Raw genomic sequence first — 19,711 nt, 5'->3', positions numbered from 1 at the left:
GTTTTACGGAATAAATGTTCTAAAAAACTCCTTTTGTACAAAACACTTCCCGTTAAAAGCCGTTGTATAGCGAAACGACGCTCCAGAAAGCATCGGAACAACCAATATATAACCTAAACAACTTGATTATGGAATGGATTTTCAACCAGCTCAGGGAACGCCCCGAACTTGCCATTTTCCTCACTATATTCCTGGGATTCTGGCTGGGGAAACTGCGTATCGGTAAGTTTACGCTGGGCACAGTGACCAGTGTACTGCTTGTAGGCGTACTGGTAGGGCAACTGAATATAGCCGTACCGGGTCCGATAAAGTCGGTATTTTTTCTGCTTTTCCTTTTTGCCGTGGGCTATAAAGTGGGTCCCCAGTTCTTCCGCGGACTGAAAAAGGACGGATTACCCCAAGTAGGCTTTGCCGTACTGATGTGTGTATCCGTACTGTTAGTGACCTGGCTGCTGGCCCTGATGATGGGCTACAATGCCGGTGAAGCTGCCGGACTGCTGGCCGGTTCGCAAACCATCTCCGCCGTCATCGGAGTGGCAGAAGACACCATGGCCAATATGGGACTGGACGAGGCCCAACGACAAAGTTACGTCAACATCATTCCCGTATCCTACGCCGTCACCTACATTTTCGGTACGGCAGGCTCGGCATGGGTCCTATCATCCATTGGTCCCAAGATGCTAGGCGGGCTGGAAAAGGTGAAAGCCGCCTGCAAGGAACTGGAGGCGAAGATGGGCAGCTCTCTGGCTGACGAACCGGGATTCATGCCGGCGGCACGCCCCGTCACTTTCCGTGCCTACCGGGTCGAAAACGAATGGTTCAAGAATGGAAAGCGGGTGATTGACCTGGAAGTCTACTTCCGGCAGCACGACAAACGTCTATTTGTGGAACGCCTCCGCAAATCCGGAGTTGTGGTGGAAGTCAGCATGAACATACAGATAGAGCCGGGAGACGAAGTAGTGCTAAGCGGACGCCGCGAATACATCATAGGCGAAGAAAGCTGGATAGGGCCGGAAGTACAAGATGCCCAGCTCCTGGATTTTCCTGCCGAAAAGTTACCGGTTACAATCACACGCAAGACGGTTGCCGGCAAGACGGTTGCAGTTATCCGAAGGGAAAAGTTCATGCACGGTGTCAGTATCCGGAGCATCAAGCGCGCCGGAATATCCATTCCCGTGCTGGCACAAACGGTAGTAGATGCCGGCGACGTCATCGAAGTGGTAGGTACCAGGCAGGAAGTGGAAGCAGCAGCCAAACGTCTGGGGTATATAGACCGCCCTACCAACCAGACGGACATGATATTCGTAGGCCTGGGTATCCTTGTCGGAGGTTTGTTCGGAGCACTTTCCGTCCATATCGGCGGCATCCCCATCAGCTTGAGCACAAGCGGCGGCGCATTGATTGCCGGCTTGTTCTTCGGCTGGCTCCGCAGTAAGCACCCCACCTTCGGGCGCATTCCCGAACCTTCGCAATGGGTGTTGAACAATGTCGGTCTGAACATGTTCATCGCGGTAGTGGGCATTTCGGCAGGTCCCAGTTTCGTGCAGGGCTTCCACGACGTAGGTATCAGTCTGTTTCTGGTGGGAGCAGCCGCCACCGCCCTGCCGCTGATTATCGGCTTGCTGCTGGCAAGGTATGTTTTCAAGTTCCATCCGGCACTGGCTTTGGGCGTCTGCGCGGGGGCACGTACCACTACGGCCGCTTTAGGCGCGGTGCAGGATGCCGTTGAGAGTGAGACACCTGCTCTGGGATACACCGTGACCTATGCCGTGGGCAATACCTTATTAATAATATGGGGTGTAGTCATCGTTTTGCTAATATAAGACGATTCTGTACCAATGCTTACTAATCCGGAGCATTCAAAGAATTATTGCCGGAAATGCAAGCGACTATATACCCATTCACTAATAGCTATTCGTCCGACAGCTGTCGGACGATAATTCAACAGTTGTCGGACGATGATTCAACAACTGTCGGACGAAAAGGAAACATATATCGGACGATTAATTTCAAGCAAGGAAAGAAATAGTATACCGCATGAACAGAGATTATTCGCCGAATGACTGAAAACAATAAATAACGAACCTAAACTTGAGCTTATGGATACAAAACTTTTAGAAAAGAAAATGGAATCTATCAGTCCTTTCGAACTGAAGAACCGCCTGATAGACATGGCAGACGAGAGTCTGAAGAAAACCGCCCGTACCATGCTGAACGCAGGGCGCGGCAACCCCAACTGGATTGCAACCGCTCCACGCGAAGCCTTCTTCCTGTTGGGAAGCTTCGGCCTGGAAGAGTGCCGCCGCATCATGGATTTGCCCGAGGGAATTGCAGGCATCCCCGAAAAAAAAGGCATTGCCTCTCGCTTCGAAGCCTTCCTGAAAAAGAACAATAACGTACCGGGCGCCAAATTGCTGGAACAAACCTACAACTACCTGCTGATGCAGCATGCCGCCGACCCCGACAGCCTTGTACACGAATGGGCCGAAAGCATTGTAGGCGACCAGTATCCCGTGCCCGACCGCATCCTTCATTTTACGGAAATCCTTGTGCAAGATTACCTTTCGCAAGAGATGTGCGACAACCGTCCTCCCCGGGGTGCCTATGACCTGTTTGCCACCGAAGGTGGAACAGCCGCCATGTGCTACATCTTCGACTCCCTGCAGGAAAACTTCCTGCTGAACAAAGGGGACGGCATCGTCCTCATGGTTCCTGCCTTTACCCCCTATATTGAAATCCCACAACTCAGCCGCTACCAGTTTCGAGTGACCAAAATACATGCCAACCGCATGAATAACGAAGGGATGCACCTCTGGCAGTACAGCGACGAAGACATAGACCGCTTGAAAAGCCCTAAAATCAAGGCCCTCTTTGTCACCAATCCCAGTAATCCGCCCAGCTACACACTCAGTCCGGATACAATGGCGCGCATCGTGAGTATCGTCAGAAATGACAACCCTAATCTGATGATTATTACAGACGACGTATACGGTACATTCAGTCCGCACTTCCGTTCGTTCATGGCAGAAATTCCCTACAATACGCTTTGCGTCTATTCATTCTCCAAATACTTCGGTGCCACCGGATGGCGCAATGCGGTCATCGCCCTGCACGAATTCAATCTGTTCGACAAGCTGATAGCCAAACTGCCGAAAGAGAAACGGGAGATTCTGCACCGCCGCTACTCCACCCTCACTCTGGAACCTGAAAAACTGAAGTTTATCGACCGTATGGTTGCCGACAGTCGCCAGGTGGCACTGAACCATACCGCCGGACTGTCATTGCCACAACAGATGCAGATGGGCCTTTTCGCCGCCTTTGCCCTGCTGGACAAGGAAAACAAATACAAGCAAAAGATGCAGGAGATTATCCGCCGCCGATTGCATGCCCTTTGGGAGAATACCGGTTTCACGCTGACGGAAGACCCGTTGCGTGTAGGTTATTATACAGAAATCGACATGCTGGTTTGGGCAAAGAAGTTCTATGGGGACGACTTTGTAGAATATCTGAAACGCACCTACAGCCCGCTGAACGTAGTCTTCCGCCTTGCCAAAGAAACCTCTCTGGTGCTGCTGAACGGCGGTGGTTTTGACGGCCCCGAATGGAGCGTGCGCGCCTCACTCGCCAATCTGGACGAGAAAGACTATGCGACCATCGGCCAAGGCATTAAAAGGATATTGGACGAATATGCAAAAGAATTCTTTAAAAGCAGAAATTGAAAGGTGAAAGGTAAAACTTTCAAATTTCAATTAAATAGTATACGGAAGCGGGTCAATCCATCGTTGTAGGTACGTAGGGAGAACGTGCAACCATGACGGCTCAAAACTTCCCGGATAAACACCAGGCCAATTCCCTGCCCGTTCGGCTTGGTGGAAAAGAAGGGACTGAAGAGTTTAGCTTCGGTCTCTTTACTTATCCCCGGACCATTGTCAACGACTTCGACAGAAGCGGGGGCAGTGGTCCTTACTATTATCTCACCTTGCTGTCCGTTTTCTCCGGCATCCCCCTCTATACTTTCGGCAGCATTCTTGATGATATTCACAAGCACCTGCTCAAAAAGAGAAGCATCCATACGCACCATTCCCACCTCCGGGTCGCATTCCAGACGTAGCTCTATATTGCGGTCATTGCACATTCCTTCCATAAAACGCTTGCACATGGACACCAACTCATTCAGTTGGACGGGCACCAGGGTAGGTTCAGGTATCTTTACCACATCTGCAAAACGGGTAATGAAACGGCTCATCGAGAAACAACGCTCCGTACAAACGCGCATCACGTCGCAGATGTCCTCCATATCATCTTCTGTAGAAAGTGCCTGCTCCACTGTATCGAGTGTGGAAGTGATGCCCGCAGTGGTATTGTTCACTTCATGAGCTATCATGCGGATTACCTTTTCATAGGCACGCTTCTCGGCACGCATCACTTCTTCCGTCATACGCTCTATCAAGAAAAAAGGATGTTTGAACCCTCTGTCAATAAAAGAAGAATGGGTGCATTTATAAATATTCGCATCATTGAGACGGACCACTGCCGTCTCGTCTTTGGGAATGGACGAAAGTTCGGCAGCCAACGGGGAGTCCATCTGGTCCAACCGCTTTGCCATCGCCTCCTCCATACGGACACCGAGCATCTTTACCGCCATCGGATTCAGTTGCGACACTTCATCGTCCATTGTCAGGATAATAACCCCCATTGGAGATGCCTGAATCAGCAAATCCAAGAAGTGATTCTGCTCGCGCATGCGCAACCGTTCATTCTTGAGCTGCTCCATCATTCGGTTAAAGATATTCACAATGCGGTCTGCTTCGTACTGCCCTACCCGGCTGAGACGGCTACTGAAATCCTGCTCGCGCAACAACTCCATACCGCTGCCTATGGTGTTCATCGGCTTCACTATCTTATTATAGAATACTATCAGATAGATAAGGATAAACCCGATGAGCCCCTCCAACACGTACAGATACAAAGAAGGCTTTCCACTCAGCAGATATACCAGCATTCCACCCAGACCGAGCAGAAAAAGGACAAGTATGAAGAAAAAGAATTTTATGCGCACGGGACTTGAATATTATATTTTTCCAAACGTCTGTAAAGCGCAGCGCGGCTGATGCCTAATGACACTGCCACTTGACTGAGATTCCCTTTATGCTGTTCCAACGCCTGCAAGATAGTCTGCCGCTCTATTTCATCCAAGGTCATACCTGCAAAAGAAGTACCTTCGGCAGCTTTGGCCGGTTCGTCGTGACGCAGATATTGGGCATCGAAATCCGTGGCATCCAGCACCGGCTTGCCGCTGACCAGAATGGTACGCTCCACCAGATTCTTCAACTCACGAATGTTGCCCGGATAAGGCAGGCGGGAAAGGAAATTCAGAGCGTCGGCCGAGAAATCCGTACGCGGCAAGCCGTTCACCTCTGCCTGACGGTCGGCAAAGTGACGTGCCAGCAAAGGAATATCTTCACGGCGCTCCCGCAAGGAGGGCAGTTTTACGGTAATCAGGTTGATACGGTAAAAAAGGTCTTCACGGAAAGTACGTTCGGACACCATCTTGCGGAGGTCTGCATTAGTGGCGGACACAACGCGTACATCGACTTTGCGGGGACGGCTATCGCCCAGCACTTCGAATGTCTGGTCTTGAAGCACGCGCAGCAGTTTCACCTGGCAGGAAGGGTCGAGGTCACCAATCTCGTCGAGGAAGATAGTACCTTTATTTGCCATTTCAAAACGCCCTATACGGTCGGCGCTGGCATCGGTAAACGCCCCTTTCTTATGGCCGAACATCTCGCTCTCGAACAAGCTCTGCGAGATGCCACCAAGGTTCACCTTGACAAAGGGCTGCTTCACGCGTTGGCTGTTGATATGGATGGCTTCGGCAATCAGCTCCTTGCCCGTTCCGCTTTCGCCCGTAATCAGCACCGAAGCATTGGTACGGGCTATGCGAGCCACTGTGTTCAGCACTTCCATCAGCCCTTTGGACTTACCTATAATATGGCTGCGATTCAATGCGGTAGTCTGCTCTTCCGGCACCTCTTTCGGGGCGGCCGTAAGCTCAAGGGCCGTCTCGATGCGCTGCAAAAGAGCAGCATTGTTCCAAGGCTTGGTTATGAAATCGAATGCGCCGGCCTGCATACCCTGCACGGCAAGCTGGATACTTCCCCATGCCGTCATCAAAATAACGGGCACATCGGGACGGAACACCTTTACCTGCTTCAATAAGGTAAGTCCCTCTTCTCCGGTAGTGGAAAGAGTGAAGTTCATATCCATCAAAATCAAGGCGGGAGCTTCGGCCCTCACTATGTCCATAGCTTCGCGAGGACTTGGAGCCGTTTTCACCTCATATCCGGCACGCTTCAGCATAAAGCTGAGGGAAGAGCGCACAGCACTATCGTCGTCTATTATCAGTATCATAAAAATTGTAGTTTGTTTCCCGCAAAAATAAGTAAAAAAGCAGAGTTATGAATGATAAGTTATAAGTTATTTACCTATAATATCGCATATACGGTACTTTTACCGGCAAATAACTCATAACTTATCACTTGCAACCCGTCGACTTATCCTCTTACCACCTCTTCAAAATCAGCTTCCAATTCCGTATCGCGTTCAAAATCCCAAAGGGTCAAGCTGCGGAGCTGATAGAAGTAATACCAATAGTAGTACAGCTCTGAAATATGCTTTTGACGGGCTTCGTCTTTAGAGTTCTGTGCATCGTTCAGGTCCAGGGTGCTGATTTTACCTATCATAAAGGTCTCTACACTGGTCTTGTAACGCTTCTCAGCAATGACATCCGCCTCTTCGGCTATGTCCAGCTGTTGCGCCTGGTTGTTGAAGTTAGCCACCAGCAAAAAGATGTCCTGGTTAAAGTCCATCTGTTCCTGACGGATTCTGGACAAGACCACTTCACGGTTGCTCTTTGCCACCCTTACCTTGCCGCGGCGCTTGCCCCAGTCAAGGATAGGAATCTTGACGCCTACCTGCACAATCTGATTATCAAGCAAGTCCCGGTAGGCTGAAGAGAATTCATGGTTCTGCCCCGTATAGCCCACACTGGCAAAGAGGTCGATGCTGCGCAAGTTTCCGCGTGCCGTTGCCACTTCATAATCAGCTTCGAGCTGGCGGCGGCGAATGTTCTGTGCAAAGGAGTTGCGTTCCAGTGCCTTGTTCAGCACACGGTCATACTCCATCTTTATATCGGGAACAGTGGCGGGCAACACCGGATTCAGGCTTTCCTGCTCGGACACCCCGAGGAAAGAACGGAGCTGGAACATTTTTGCATTCAGGTTGCTCTCTGCCTCAGTCACGTCGGCCTTGCCCTGCAATGAATTCAGTTTAAGCTGCAACAAATCATTCTCGGATATCTGTCCCATTTTACGTTTGGCTATGGCCACTTCATAAAGGCGGTCGGCATTCGTCTTGTTCTGCATGGCGGTAGCGAGCGATTCTTTGGCCAGCAGCAACTCAAAGAAATAAGTGATGGTTTTCATCGTCACCTCTTCCGTAGCTGAAATGAACTCGGCCTTTGCCTCGGCATAGCGTACGGGCTCTATACGGCGGTTCCACTTCAAGGTATTCACTCCGAAGACCGGTTGCGTCAACTCCAGACTCACGGGGACTGACATGAACTGCTTCGCTCCTCCGGAACCCAGTTGTTTGAGATAATCCAGCGAAGAAGTCAGTGACAGCTTACCCCCCGTAAACCAAATGTTCTGGTCTACCGAAAGCTGTCCGGACAGCCCCAGTGTATTGTTGCGAACAAAGCTATAGGAGCCGTCGGAATTCTGGTAGGTACTGTAGGACTTGTTATAGTTGGGTAGTGTACCGGTGAAATTCACTTCCGGCAACAAGTCCGCACGGAATGTACGGTATTCCCAATACGCGGTTTTCAATTCATTCAATGCCACAGCAGCATCCACAGACTGCGTACGGGCCAGTACAATGGCCTCCGACAGCGTAATATTGCGTTCATGTCCCAAAGTATCATTCTGCGCCATGGTTGCCAACGGCATCAAAAAACAAACTGCAAGTAAAATATTCTTTTTCATGTTCAATCTTTAAAATTGTCGCAAACAGAAAAGCAAAGAGTGTGCCAAGTGGCCGGAAAGGTTTCATAGAGGGGTAAGTGTTCATTTTCGGACAGTGGGGATGTCCGTTAGCGGACGATATCAAGAAAACAACCGGTCTCTATCTAAAGTCTGAAAAAATCCTTCTAAAGTTCAATTAACCATTAATTAATTGATGAAAAATTTCTTTATTAAGGAAGAATTCTCTTTCTTTGTGCTGCTTTATACCTTTATTAAAAAGGATACAATACTAACATTAATTTATATAGTTATGAAGATTTCACACATTGAGCATCTGGGCATTGCCGTTAAGAGCATTGAAGAAGCCCTTCCGTACTACGAAAACGTTTTAGGTTTGAAATGCTACAACATCGAAACCGTGGAAGATCAGAAAGTTAGAACCGCTTTCCTGAAAGTGGGCGATGTAAAGATCGAATTGTTGGAACCTACTTCTCCCGAAAGCACAATTGCCAAGTTCATCGAAAAGAACAACGGTAACGGTGGCATGCATCATCTCGCATTCGCCGTTGAAGACGGAGTGGCCGGTGCGCTTGCCGAAGTCGAAGAAAAAGGTATCCGCCTTATAGACAAAGCTCCCCGCAAAGGTGCAGAAGGTCTGAACATTGCATTCCTGCATCCGAAGTCAACTCTCGGTGTCCTGACCGAGCTTTGCGAGAAACCGGAATAAGCAAGACTGTAAAATCATCAAATCATAAATTGTATAAACACTTAAAGAATATAAATTCATGAGTAATCAACTTGAAAAGATTAAAGAGCTTATAGACCGCCGCGCTGCAGCACGTCTCGGTGGTGGTGAAAAAGCGATTGCAAAGCAACACGAGAAGGGTAAATATACAGCTCGCGAGCGCATAGCCATGCTTCTCGACGAAGGCAGTTTCGAAGAAATGGACATGTTCGTAGAACATAGATGCACCAACTTCGGCATGGAAAAGAAACACTACCCCGGTGACGGTGTAGTAACCGGTTGCGGTACAATCGAAGGCCGTCTGGTTTATATCTTCGCACAGGACTTCACAGTTTCTGCCGGTTCACTGTCCGAAACCATGTCTCTGAAAATCTGTAAGATTATGGACCAAGCCATGAAAATGGGTGCTCCGTGTATCGGTATCAACGACTCGGGCGGTGCACGTATTCAGGAAGGTATTAATGCCTTGGCTGGCTACGCTGAAATCTTCCAACGTAACATACTTGCTTCGGGTGTCATTCCGCAGATTTCCGGTATTTTCGGTCCTTGTGCCGGTGGCGCCGTTTACTCTCCTGCCTTGACAGACTTTACTTTGATGATGGAAGGTACATCCTACATGTTCCTTACCGGTCCGAAGGTAGTAAAGACTGTAACCGGAGAAGACGTAAGCCAGGAAAACCTGGGTGGTGCGAGCGTTCACTCCACCAAATCTGGTGTTACTCATTTTACTGCACAGACAGAAGAAGAAGGTTTGGCTCTTATCCGCAAACTGTTGAGCTACATTCCCCAGAACAACCTGGAAGAAGCTCCCTATGTAGACTGTACAGACCCTATCGACCGTCTGGAAGATTCCCTGAACGACATCATTCCTGATAACCCGAACAAGCCGTACGATATGTACGAGGTAATTGGTGCTATCATAGATAATGGTGAGTTCCTCGAAATCCAAAAAGATTATTCAAAGAATATCATTATTGGTTTCGCACGTTTCAACGGACAGTCCGTAGGTATTGTTGCCAACCAGCCGAAGTATCTGGCAGGTGTGCTCGACAGCAACGCATCCCGCAAGGGCGCACGCTTCGTCCGTTTCTGCGACGCCTTCAATATTCCTATCGTATCATTGGTAGACGTACCGGGATTCCTTCCGGGAACCGGCCAGGAGTACAACGGCGTCATCCTGCACGGTGCCAAACTGCTGTATGCATACGGTGAAGCTACTGTACCCAAGGTTACCATCACACTGCGTAAATCCTACGGTGGTTCGCACATCGTGATGAGCTGTAAGCAGCTGCGTGGCGACATGAATTATGCTTGGCCTACTGCTGAAATCGCTGTAATGGGTGGTGCAGGTGCTGTAGAAGTATTATATGCCCGCGAAGCCAAAGAGCAGGAAAATCCGGCTCAATTCCTGGCTGAAAAAGAGGCTGAATACACCAAGTTGTTTGCCAATCCTTATAATGCAGCTAAATATGGCTACATTGATGATGTTATCGAACCGCGTAACACACGTTTCCGCATCATTCGTGCCCTGCAACAGTTGCAAACCAAGAAATTGACTAACCCGGCTAAGAAGCATGGTAATATTCCCTTGTAATCAAGCTTTTCACACTAAAACAAGAACGATTATGAATAAAACAAAAATCGGAATATTCCTTTCATTGATGCTGGTGTTAGGCTTTTGCTCTTCTTGCAAAGAACAGAAATCGAACAACAAACTGCTGCTGAATGAAGTGCTGGTCAACAACGAAAGCAACTATCAGGATGACTACGGTGTGCACAGCGCATGGATTGAAATATTCAACAGATCATACGGCAGCGCCGACCTTGCAGGTTGCTATCTGAAATTCAGCAGCCAGCCGGGTGATACTGCCAGTTATTTCATTCCCAAAGGTGACGTTCTGACACTCATAAAACCACGTCAGCATGCACTTTTCTGGGCTGATGGAGAACCAAGACGCGGTACATTTCATACGAACTTCAAACTGGATGCCACAAATGCCAACTGGATTGGGTTGTATGATTCCGGCAAGAAATTGCTTGATCAAGTCATAGTGCCTGCCGGTACTTTAAAAGCCAACCAATCCTATGCCCGTGTCAGTGATGCAGCCGACCAATGGGAAGTAAAGGGTGGAAGCGAAGATAAATATGTCACTCCGAGTACCAACAACAAGACTATCGACAGCAATGCCAAAATGGAAAAATTCGAAGAGCATGACAGCGTAGGTATCGGTATGGCTATTTCTGCCATGAGCGTTGTATTCTGCGGGCTGATATTACTCTACATCTCCTTCAAGATTATAGGTAAAATATCAGTTAACCTCAGCAAACGCAATGCCATGAAAGCTAAAGGTATTACTGATAAACAAGAAGCAAAAGAGAAACAACTGGGGCAGGCTCCGGGAGAAGTTTTTGCTGCCATTTCAATGGCCATGCACGAATTCCAAAGCGATGTACACGATGTGGAAGACACGATACTTACCATTACCCGTGTAAAACGCAGTTACTCACCGTGGAGTTCAAAGATTTATACGTTGCGTGAGACTCCTCACAAAAAGTAAGTCACCCATAATAAAATAAAACGATGAAAGAATATAAATATAAAATTAACGGTAACGTATATAAAGTTGCCATTGGAGATATTGAAGACAACATCGCTCATGTAGAAGTGAACGGTACTCCCTACAAAGTTGAAATGGAAAAAGCACCGAAGGTAGTCGTTAAACCGGTAGCACGTCCGGCAGCCACATCCGCTCCTGCTGCTCCTGCTACTCCGGTAGTAAAACCGGCCGCTGCTTCTACCGGCAAGTCAGGTGTAAAATCTCCGCTTCCCGGTGTAATCCTCGATATCAAAGTAAATGTCGGCGATACAGTAAAGAAGGGACAAGTTATCATCATTTTGGAAGCCATGAAGATGGAAAACAATATCAATGCTGATAAAGACGGTAAGATTACAGCCATCAATGTAAACAAAGGGGACTCTGTTCTCGAAGGTACTGACCTCGTAATTATTGAATAATATGGGAGAATTTATCACATTTTTAGGAAACAACCTTGCCGACTTCTGGACTTATACAGGTTTTGCCAATGCAACGGTAGGACATGTGGTAATGCTTCTGGTAGGTTTGTTTTTCATATACTTGGCTGTAGCCAAGGAATTTGAGCCGATGCTATTAATTCCTATCGGTTTCGGTATGCTGATTGGTAATATACCTTTCAATATGGAAGCCGGATTGAAAGTTGGTATCTATGAAGAAGGTTCCGTACTTAATATTCTGTACCAGGGAGTAACCTCCGGTTGGTACCCGCCACTCATATTCCTGGGTATCGGTGCCATGACGGATTTCTCTGCTTTGATATCGAACCCCAAATTAATGTTGGTTGGTGCAGCAGCCCAATTCGGTATATTCGGTGCTTATATGATTGCCCTTGCCATAGGATTTGACCCGATGCAGGCTGGTGCAATCGGTATCATTGGTGGTGCCGATGGTCCGACTGCCATCTTCCTCTCTTCTAAACTGGCTCCTAACTTAATGGGTGCCATTGCGGTATCAGCCTATTCATATATGGCATTAGTACCGGTGATACAGCCGCCTATTATGCGTTGGCTGACCAGTAAAAATGAACGTCTTATCCGTATGAAACCTCCCCGTGTGGTTTCACATACGGAAAAAGTAATGTTCCCGATTATCGGTTTGTTACTGACCACATTCCTTGTACCATCCGGTCTGCCTTTGCTGGGTATGCTGTTCTTCGGTAATTTACTGAAAGAAAGTGGAGTCACACGTCGTCTGGCAAACACAGCCAGTGGTCCGCTGATTGATACCATTACTATTCTGCTTGGTTTGACAGTAGGTGCTTCTACGCAAGCATCCGAGTTCTTAACCCTTGATTCAATCAAGATATTCGGTCTGGGCGCCTTATCATTTGTCATTGCCACAGCATCCGGTGTCATCTTCGTGAAGATTTTCAACCTCTTCCTGAAGAAAGGCAACAAGATTAATCCGTTGATCGGTAATGCCGGTGTATCTGCCGTACCCGACTCTGCACGTATCTCCCAAGTAGTAGGTCTGGAATACGATCCTACCAACTATCTGCTGATGCATGCCATGGGCCCGAACGTTGCCGGTGTAATCGGTTCCGCTGTAGCAGCAGGTATCCTGCTGGGATTCTTAATGTAATACATTTATTCATTCCGTTATCCGGCTTGAATTCTGAACTATTTTAGAGCCCCTTCATTTTTGGAGGGGCTTTTTCGTTAATCTATCTAAAACAGATTACGATTATTTCGTAAATACATTCTTTTTAGTAACTTGCAGTCAGTTTAACCTCATATAAATGATATACTGTATGCGAAAGCTTTTTATCTCCTTATGTTTCAGTGCATGCTGTTCGCTTCTGGCGGCACAGACCACAAATCCCATTCAAGAGGCGATGGCCAACTACGATTATGAAACAGCCTTGATGCTGATCGATCAAGAAACCCCGACCGTCCCCCTACTCTACCAAAAAGGGAAAGCGCTGAAAGGGCTGGGCAATAACCTTGAAGCTCTGAGCGTATTTCAGGAAGTCGTAGCTCGGGATTCTCTCAATCCCCGGGCATACATTGAAGCTGCCGAATGCTGCAAATCACTTGCCAAATATAGCGAGGCACTGGATTACTACCAAAATGCGCTCCACATAAATCCGGACAATAAATACGCACGCATCCAGTATATCAGTCTGCTGATGAACATGAAGAGATACCGTGAGTCTCTAAAGGAAAGTAACCTGCTGGCAGAAAGGGACAGTTCCGCCTATGTACTACACCTTAGAGCCGAAAGTATGGGGCAAGTCTATGACAACACAGAAATCATGCATGTGATAGATGCCTATCTGGACATACAGAAAAGATATCCCAATGATTACCTGTCTGCTGCCAAACTCGGCAACATCTATGTAGCAGGCCACCAGTATGAAGACGCCATAAGCATAACGGAGAAATACCGTTCCATAGACTCCACCAACGTCCTTGTGAACCGCATCAATGCCCAAGCCTATTGCCTGAACAAAGATTACCCCAAAGCAATAGAAAGATATGAACAACTGTTACAGGAAAAAGACAGTTCTTTCCAAACCTGCTTCTACGCCGGAATCAGCTATTATGCCCTCGAAGACTTCTACCCAGCACACGACCTGCTGGAAAGGGCTCTTAAAGATGACAATACCAACATCAACGTTCTCTATTATCTGGGACGCGCCTGCTCCAAGACATCATGGAAAGAGGATGGAGTGACTTATCTGGAAACTGCCGTAAGCCTCGCCATGCCCAGCGACAGTGTCATGTCCCGCCTATATGTGGGGCTTGCGGACTGCTACAAGATGGCATTTCAATACACCGACCAGGCGAATACCCTTCTGACGCAATACGAAAAATACGACCGGCAGAAACACAAACTGCTCTACGACGCAGCCTTTATCTATTATTACTATCTGAAAGATGTGTCCAAAGCAGAGAGATATCTGACGGCATACCTGAAAACCCGTCCGAAAAACAGCAAGGACAAAGTGCAGGAAGTAGATGCGGACGGAGTTCCCATCATCGGAGAAGACAACCGATACAATGCCGCCGAAAACTGGCTGAAGGACATCAGGGAAAAGCGCAAGAAAGAGGACTTCTTCAAGGGAAAGGTCGATACCGCCAGCGTAACCCCCATCAAATAGCCCAATGAAAACGTTTGCATAATATAATAAGGTACAGTAACGGAGAAAGATTAACTTTCTCCGTTATTTGTTTTAAATTAGCGCAAAAATTAACCGTAAAGTTACTATCATGAAAAAAGTATTCTTAATCTTGGGAACACTCTTACTCTCCCTCAGTACGTATGCAGCTATGAATGTGAACAAAATCGACCCTCCGTTTTGGTACACCGGCATGCAGAACCCGGAACTCCAGCTGATGGTCTATGGCGAAGGCATCGGCAACGCGGCAGTATCCGTCAATTATCCTGGCGTCTCATTGAGCAGCACCGTCAAGCTGGAAAGCAACAACTACCTCCTGGTCTATCTGAAACTGGACAAGGATGTAAAACCCGGCAAATTCAACCTCACCTTCACTGAAGGAAAAAAGAAACTCGTAAAGGAATATGAACTGAAGGCACGCAACAAGAAAGGTTGCGAACATAAAGGTTTCGACGCCTCCGACGCACTGTACCTGCTGATGCCCGACCGCTTTGCCAATGGCAACCCGGACAATGACCAGATTGCGGGCATGGCCGATTACAAGGTAGACCGCAATGACCCCAATGCACGCCACGGCGGTGACCTTGCCGGCATCGAACAACATCTGGACTACTTCTCCGACCTCGGCGTCACAGCCCTCTGGTTTACTCCAGTCCTGGAAAACAACATGACCGGTGGTTCCTATCACGGCTATGCCACCACAGACTACTACAAGGTGGACCCGCGCTTCGGTACCAACGAAGAATACAAGCAGCTGATTGAAAAAGCCCATGCACGCGGCATCAAAATCGTAATGGACATGATTTTCAACCACTGCGGTGTAGAGCATGTATGGATTAAGGACATGCCCTCCAAAGACTGGTTCAACAACCCCGACCACGAAAACAACTTCGTGCAGACTTCCTTCAAACTGACCCCGCACGTAGACCCTTATACTTCCCAGTACGATGCCGACCAGATGAACAACGGCTGGTTCGTACCTTCCATGCCCGACCTCAACCAGAAGAACCCTCACGTTTACCGCTACCTGGTACAGAACAGTTTCTGGTGGATTGAATTCGCCAACATCGACGGCATCCGCATGGACACTTACCCGTATGCCGACTATGATGCCATGAGCAACTGGATGAAAGAGCTCAACGAAGAATATCCCAACTACAACACCGTGGGCGAGACCTGGGTTACCGAACCCGCCTACACCGCCTGGTGGCAGAAGGATTCCAAGCTATCAGCCCCCAAGAACAGTAACCTCAAGACCGTTATGGACTTCAGCTTCTTCGACAAGATAAATACCGCCAAGAATGAACAGACCGAAACTTGGTTCAAGGGACTGGACCGCATATACAATAACTTCGTATACGACTTCCTCTACCCCAACCCCGCTTCCGTACTGGCATTCATCGAAAACCACGACACCGACCGCTTCCTGGGCGAAGGCGACAACCTTCCGATGCTGAAGCAAGCCTCTACCCTGCTGCTTACCACCCGCCGCATTCCGCAACTCTACTACGGAACGGAAGTTATGATGAATGGCGTGAAGAGCAAGAGCGACGGCTATGTCCGCAAGGACTTCCCCGGTGGATGGACCGGTGACGCAACAAACGCACTGACCCCAGCCGGACGTACCAAAATACAGAACGAGTGCTACGACTTCTACAAGACCATCCTGAACTGGCGCAAAGGAAACGATGTGATTGCCAAAGGCAGCATGGTGCAGTTCATGGTACAGAATGGTGTTTATGCCTACGCACGCCAGTACGAAGGCAAGACGATATTCGTGATGCTGAACGGTACAGATGCAGAGACCACCGTTCCTTTGAAATTCTACAAGGAAATCCTGAAAAACAGCAAGCAGGGAAAAGATATTCTTAGCGGCAAGGCCATCACCTTCGGTGAAGAGCTGAAGATGGGCCCCAGAGAATCATTAGTGATAGAATTATAACGCGTACTCCACACAGAGAGCTCATTCTTGCAAATCTCCCTTGCAGATAGCTGGCAGACACTTCTCCTGCCAGCCATCTGCAAGGGATTTTTAGTATGGAATAGGTGTCACGGGGATATGCTTTTCACCGGTCTCAAATATAGCTAATCTGTTAGTTCATAACGGTGAACACTTTGTTCCAGTATAGAGAAACAAAGTGTTCGGATATGTAGAAACAAAGTGTTCTTACGTATTGGAACGAAGTGTTTTTGCATATTGGAACGAAGTGTTCTCTTTATTGAAACAAACTGTTCAGTTAAGGGAAACAGACTGTTTTGTTAAAGGAAACAGACTGTTGTACACGTTGAAACATCCGCTTCTGAAATAAGCGGCGAACTTAACCATCCCACAACACCGGCCTATATACAACAAGTCAGCCCTTGCAATATTGATGTTGCAAGGGCTGACGCTATATTCGGATTATCTTTCGATTAGTCCAGTTGAGCCAATTTGTTCTCTGAACCAAGCACGTTGATGATTTTATGCTTGTACAGTTTTTCCATATTGTCACGAGCCGGACCCAGATACTTACGCGGGTCGAATTCTGCCGGTTTTTCAGCAAATGTCTTGCGGATAGCAGCTGTCATAGCCAGACGTGAGTCAGAGTCGATGTTGATTTTGCAAACAGCAGACTTGGCAGCCTTACGCAACTGCTCTTCGGGGATACCGATAGCAGCTTCCAGCTTACCACCATACTTGTTGATAGTATCAACTTCTTCCTGAGGAACTGAAGAAGAACCGTGAAGAACGATGGGGAATCCCGGAAGTTTCTCCATTACAGCATCCAGAACGGCAAATTCCAAAGGAGGAGGAACCAGACGACCGGTAGCAGGGTCAACGTGGCATTGTTCGGGTTTGAACTTGTATGCACCGTGAGAAGTACCGATTGAGATAGCCAGTGAATCGCAACCTGTACGGGTAGCGAAGTCAATAACTTCTTCAGGATTAGTATATGTATGGTGTTCTGCAGAAACTTCATCTTCTACACCGGCCAATACACCGAGTTCGCCTTCTACAGTTACGTCGAACTGATGGGCATAGTCAACTACCTTCTTAGTCAGTGCAACGTTTTCTTCGTACGGAAGGTGTGAACCGTCAATCATTACTGAAGAGAAACCGGAGTCGATACAGCTCTTGCAAGTTTCGAATGTATCTCCGTGGTCAAGGTGAAGAACAATTTCAGGATGTTTGCAACCCAATTCCTTAGCGTACTCAACAGCACCCTGAGCCATGTAACGCAACAGCGTAGCGTTGGCATACTGACGGGCACCCTTAGATACCTGAAGAATAACCGGAGACTTTGTTTCAACTGCAGCCTTGATGATAGCCTGCATCTGTTCCATATTGTTGAAGTTGAATGCCGGAATAGCATATCCACCTTTGATAGCCTTAGCAAACATCTCTCTTGTGTTTACCAGTCCTAAATCTTTGTAATTAACCATTTTGTTTAAATTTTATTGTTAGTGAATTAAAATTCTACGCAAAAGTAATCATTATCCTTTAAAGTAAAGAACTTGAGAGGAATAAAATATCCGGCTCATCCTACCAAATCCATTCTATTTTAAAGCTATTGGCTTCATTTAACAGATTATTGTAATCTCTATATTACAAACTCTTTGCATTTATCTCTGCCAACCATACTTTTGCCATCTATACTTCTATCAACAAAAAAGCCGGAGAACATGTTTGCTCTCCGGCATCTGTTTACACATTATTATGTAATACTAATTTTTCAGATAGATGATGGTCGGCAAATGGTCACTGTAACCGTTCAGCCAAGTCCTGCCCCCATGCGTACGCAAGGGGGAACCTTTGTATTTGCCATCCTGCTGAATCAGATAATCGCGGATGAAAACTTCATTGTGATCATAGCGCAACCCTTTCTTAGCCTTCAGCAACGGTTTCGAAATGACAATCTGGTCAAACAAGTTCCACTTGCCCCGATAGAGCAATGTCCCCACTCCCTTGTCTTCCAGTGTCTCCCACCAGGGATTGTAGAATTCGCCTTTCTTCACCTGCTTCGGATATTTGCGTGCACCCAGCACCTCCATGCTTTCATCCATCGGGTCGTCATTCATATCCCCCATCACGATGAGTTTCAGCTTCTTGTCGCTACGCATCAGAGAGTCCTTCAAGGCCTTTACCTGCCTGGCTGCATGCACACGCACCGGTGACTTTGCCCCACGGGAGGGCCAGTGGTTCACTATCACGCAGACACGCTCTCCCGCCAGTTGTCCGTCCACAATCAGGAAGCCGCGCGTCAAGTGCACCGTATCCCCCTCAAAAGGAGTAGAAAGCACCAACTTTGAGTGGGTAACGCTGAACTGCTTCGGGTCGTACAGCAAGGCACAGTCGATGCCCCGTCTGTCCGGTCCTTCATAATGCACGAACTCATAATTGGAAATGGCCGGCTGCTTCACGAGGTCTTCCAGCACCCGGCTGTTCTCCGCCTCTGCCACACCGATGAATGCCGGACCTTCCGGCACTAAATCACGCGAAAGGGAACCCAACACTTTGGAAAGGTTCTGCAGCTTGGACTCATACTTCTTTGCCGTCCATTGGTAACTGCCGTCGGGCAGGAACTCATAGTCATTCTTACCTGCATCATGAATCGTATCAAACAAGTTCTCAAGATTGTAGAACGCAACACTATACAGTTTCCGTTCCGCATTTTGTGCCCCCAGCGTTGCCACGCACAGCCAGAAAGAGCATAAGACAAGTAGTTTCCTCATAAATTCACAAGATTAAGTCCTGCAAAAATCAGAAATAAAATGCGATAAACCTACTAAATAAAAATAAATCTGAATTTATTTTGTAGAGTCTCCAACTTGCACTATCTTTGCGCTCTGAAAAGAAGACCATTACACTATTTATTACCAAAATAGTAACAGAATATAAATTTTTAAAAGAAAATATCAAAATGAAAAAAGGTATTCATCCTGAAAATTACCGTCCGGTAGTATTTAAAGATATGTCAAATGGTGATGTATTCTTGTCTCGTTCCACTTGCAACACGAAAGAGACTATCGAATTCGAAGGTGAAACTTATCCGCTGGTAAAGCTGGAAATCTCCAGCACCTCTCACCCGTTCTACACAGGTAAGTCTAAGCTGGTTGACACTGCCGGTCGTGTTGATAAGTTCATGAGCCGTTACGGTAACCGTAAGAAATAATCAGTTTCAAGCAAACTGAAAAAAGGGAGTCTTTTACTGAAAGGTTCCCTTTTTTGTTTCCGCCTCCCGCTAAG

The 19,711-nt window shown here is 47.6% G+C and carries 15 protein-coding genes; 10 read left to right on the top strand and 5 right to left on the bottom strand.

Translation table 11 applies throughout. The features are described 5' to 3' along the window. Positions 1 to 128: 128 nt before the first annotated feature. Together aspT and aspD are read left to right on the top strand one after the other, a co-directional pair. Entirely contained in the window at positions 129 to 1,823 is a 1,695-nt protein-coding gene (gene aspT, locus DXD78_RS01955; RefSeq protein WP_009036794.1) for an aspartate-alanine antiporter, read from the top strand. 276 nt (positions 1,824 to 2,099) lie between these two features. Then, positions 2,100 to 3,719 (top strand): aspartate 4-decarboxylase, encoded by a 1,620-nt coding sequence (gene aspD, locus DXD78_RS01950; protein ID WP_009036793.1) that lies wholly within the window; start codon positions 2,100 to 2,102, stop codon positions 3,717 to 3,719. A 26-nt stretch (positions 3,720 to 3,745) separates the two neighbouring features. Here the strand turns inward: aspD and DXD78_RS01945 are convergent, their stop codons facing one another. The 3 genes from DXD78_RS01945 to DXD78_RS01935 form a co-directional block, all read right to left on the bottom strand. Continuing rightward, positions 3,746 to 5,059 (bottom strand): PAS domain-containing sensor histidine kinase, encoded by a 1,314-nt coding sequence (locus DXD78_RS01945; protein WP_009036792.1) that lies wholly within the window; start codon positions 5,057 to 5,059, stop codon positions 3,746 to 3,748. Next, a complete protein-coding gene (locus DXD78_RS01940) occupies positions 5,050 to 6,411 on the bottom strand; it encodes a sigma-54 dependent transcriptional regulator (RefSeq protein ID WP_009036791.1) in 1,362 nt (453 codons plus the stop codon). The genes DXD78_RS01945 and DXD78_RS01940 overlap by 10 nt, the downstream gene beginning before the upstream one ends. 143 nt (positions 6,412 to 6,554) lie before the next feature. After that, the gene (locus tag DXD78_RS01935; RefSeq protein WP_005826781.1) at positions 6,555 to 8,042 is read right to left on the bottom strand and encodes a TolC family protein; all 1,488 of its coding nucleotides are present in this window, start codon (positions 8,040 to 8,042) and stop codon (positions 6,555 to 6,557) included. 289 nt (positions 8,043 to 8,331) lie between these two features. Between DXD78_RS01935 and mce the strand changes: the two genes are divergently transcribed. From mce to DXD78_RS01900, 7 genes are all read left to right on the top strand, one after another. After that, positions 8,332 to 8,748 (top strand): methylmalonyl-CoA epimerase, encoded by a 417-nt coding sequence (mce, locus tag DXD78_RS01930; protein ID WP_009036790.1) that lies wholly within the window; start codon positions 8,332 to 8,334, stop codon positions 8,746 to 8,748. Positions 8,749 to 8,806: 58 nt separating this feature from the next. Further along, the gene (locus DXD78_RS01925) at positions 8,807 to 10,360 is read left to right on the top strand and encodes an acyl-CoA carboxylase subunit beta (RefSeq protein ID WP_005826784.1); all 1,554 of its coding nucleotides are present in this window, start codon (positions 8,807 to 8,809) and stop codon (positions 10,358 to 10,360) included. Positions 10,361 to 10,391: 31 nt separating this feature from the next. Further along, the gene (locus tag DXD78_RS01920) at positions 10,392 to 11,324 is read left to right on the top strand and encodes an OadG family transporter subunit (protein ID WP_008663742.1); all 933 of its coding nucleotides are present in this window, start codon (positions 10,392 to 10,394) and stop codon (positions 11,322 to 11,324) included. 23 nt (positions 11,325 to 11,347) lie between these two features. Then, on the top strand, positions 11,348 to 11,782 hold the full coding sequence (locus tag DXD78_RS01915) for a biotin/lipoyl-containing protein (protein ID WP_005826788.1): 435 nt from the start codon (positions 11,348 to 11,350) through the stop codon (positions 11,780 to 11,782). Between the two features lies 1 nt (position 11,783). Further along, positions 11,784 to 12,944, top strand: coding sequence for a sodium ion-translocating decarboxylase subunit beta (locus tag DXD78_RS01910; RefSeq protein WP_005826789.1), 1,161 nt, complete (start codon positions 11,784 to 11,786; stop codon positions 12,942 to 12,944). A gap of 169 nt (positions 12,945 to 13,113) precedes the next feature. Beyond that, positions 13,114 to 14,466 (top strand): lipopolysaccharide assembly protein LapB, encoded by a 1,353-nt coding sequence (locus DXD78_RS01905; RefSeq protein ID WP_034528951.1) that lies wholly within the window; start codon positions 13,114 to 13,116, stop codon positions 14,464 to 14,466. A 109-nt stretch (positions 14,467 to 14,575) separates the two neighbouring features. Continuing rightward, a complete protein-coding gene (locus DXD78_RS01900) occupies positions 14,576 to 16,426 on the top strand; it encodes a glycoside hydrolase family 13 protein (RefSeq protein ID WP_009036788.1) in 1,851 nt (616 codons plus the stop codon). A 470-nt stretch (positions 16,427 to 16,896) separates the two neighbouring features. Here the strand turns inward: DXD78_RS01900 and DXD78_RS01895 are convergent, their stop codons facing one another. Both DXD78_RS01895 and DXD78_RS01890 read right to left on the bottom strand, forming a co-directional pair. Next, positions 16,897 to 17,907 carry a class II fructose-bisphosphate aldolase gene (locus tag DXD78_RS01895; protein ID WP_005826798.1) on the bottom strand — a complete coding sequence of 337 codons (1,011 nt, stop codon included), beginning with the start codon at positions 17,905 to 17,907 and terminating at the stop codon, positions 16,897 to 16,899. Between the two features lie 282 nt (positions 17,908 to 18,189). Further along, positions 18,190 to 19,197 (bottom strand): endonuclease, encoded by a 1,008-nt coding sequence (locus DXD78_RS01890; RefSeq protein WP_005835947.1) that lies wholly within the window; start codon positions 19,195 to 19,197, stop codon positions 18,190 to 18,192. A gap of 188 nt (positions 19,198 to 19,385) precedes the next feature. Here DXD78_RS01890 and DXD78_RS01885 point away from each other — a divergent pair, with 188 nt between their 5' ends. Then, positions 19,386 to 19,637, top strand: coding sequence for a type B 50S ribosomal protein L31 (locus DXD78_RS01885; RefSeq protein ID WP_005835945.1), 252 nt, complete (start codon positions 19,386 to 19,388; stop codon positions 19,635 to 19,637). Positions 19,638 to 19,711: the final 74 nt, after the last annotated feature.

The sequence above is a fragment of the Bacteroides sp. D20 genome (assembly GCF_003436255.1).
Lineage (GTDB): Bacteria > Bacteroidota > Bacteroidia > Bacteroidales > Bacteroidaceae > Bacteroides > Bacteroides uniformis.
Note: the sequence above shows the minus strand (reverse complement) of the source record. Positions and strands in the feature narration are given on the sequence as shown.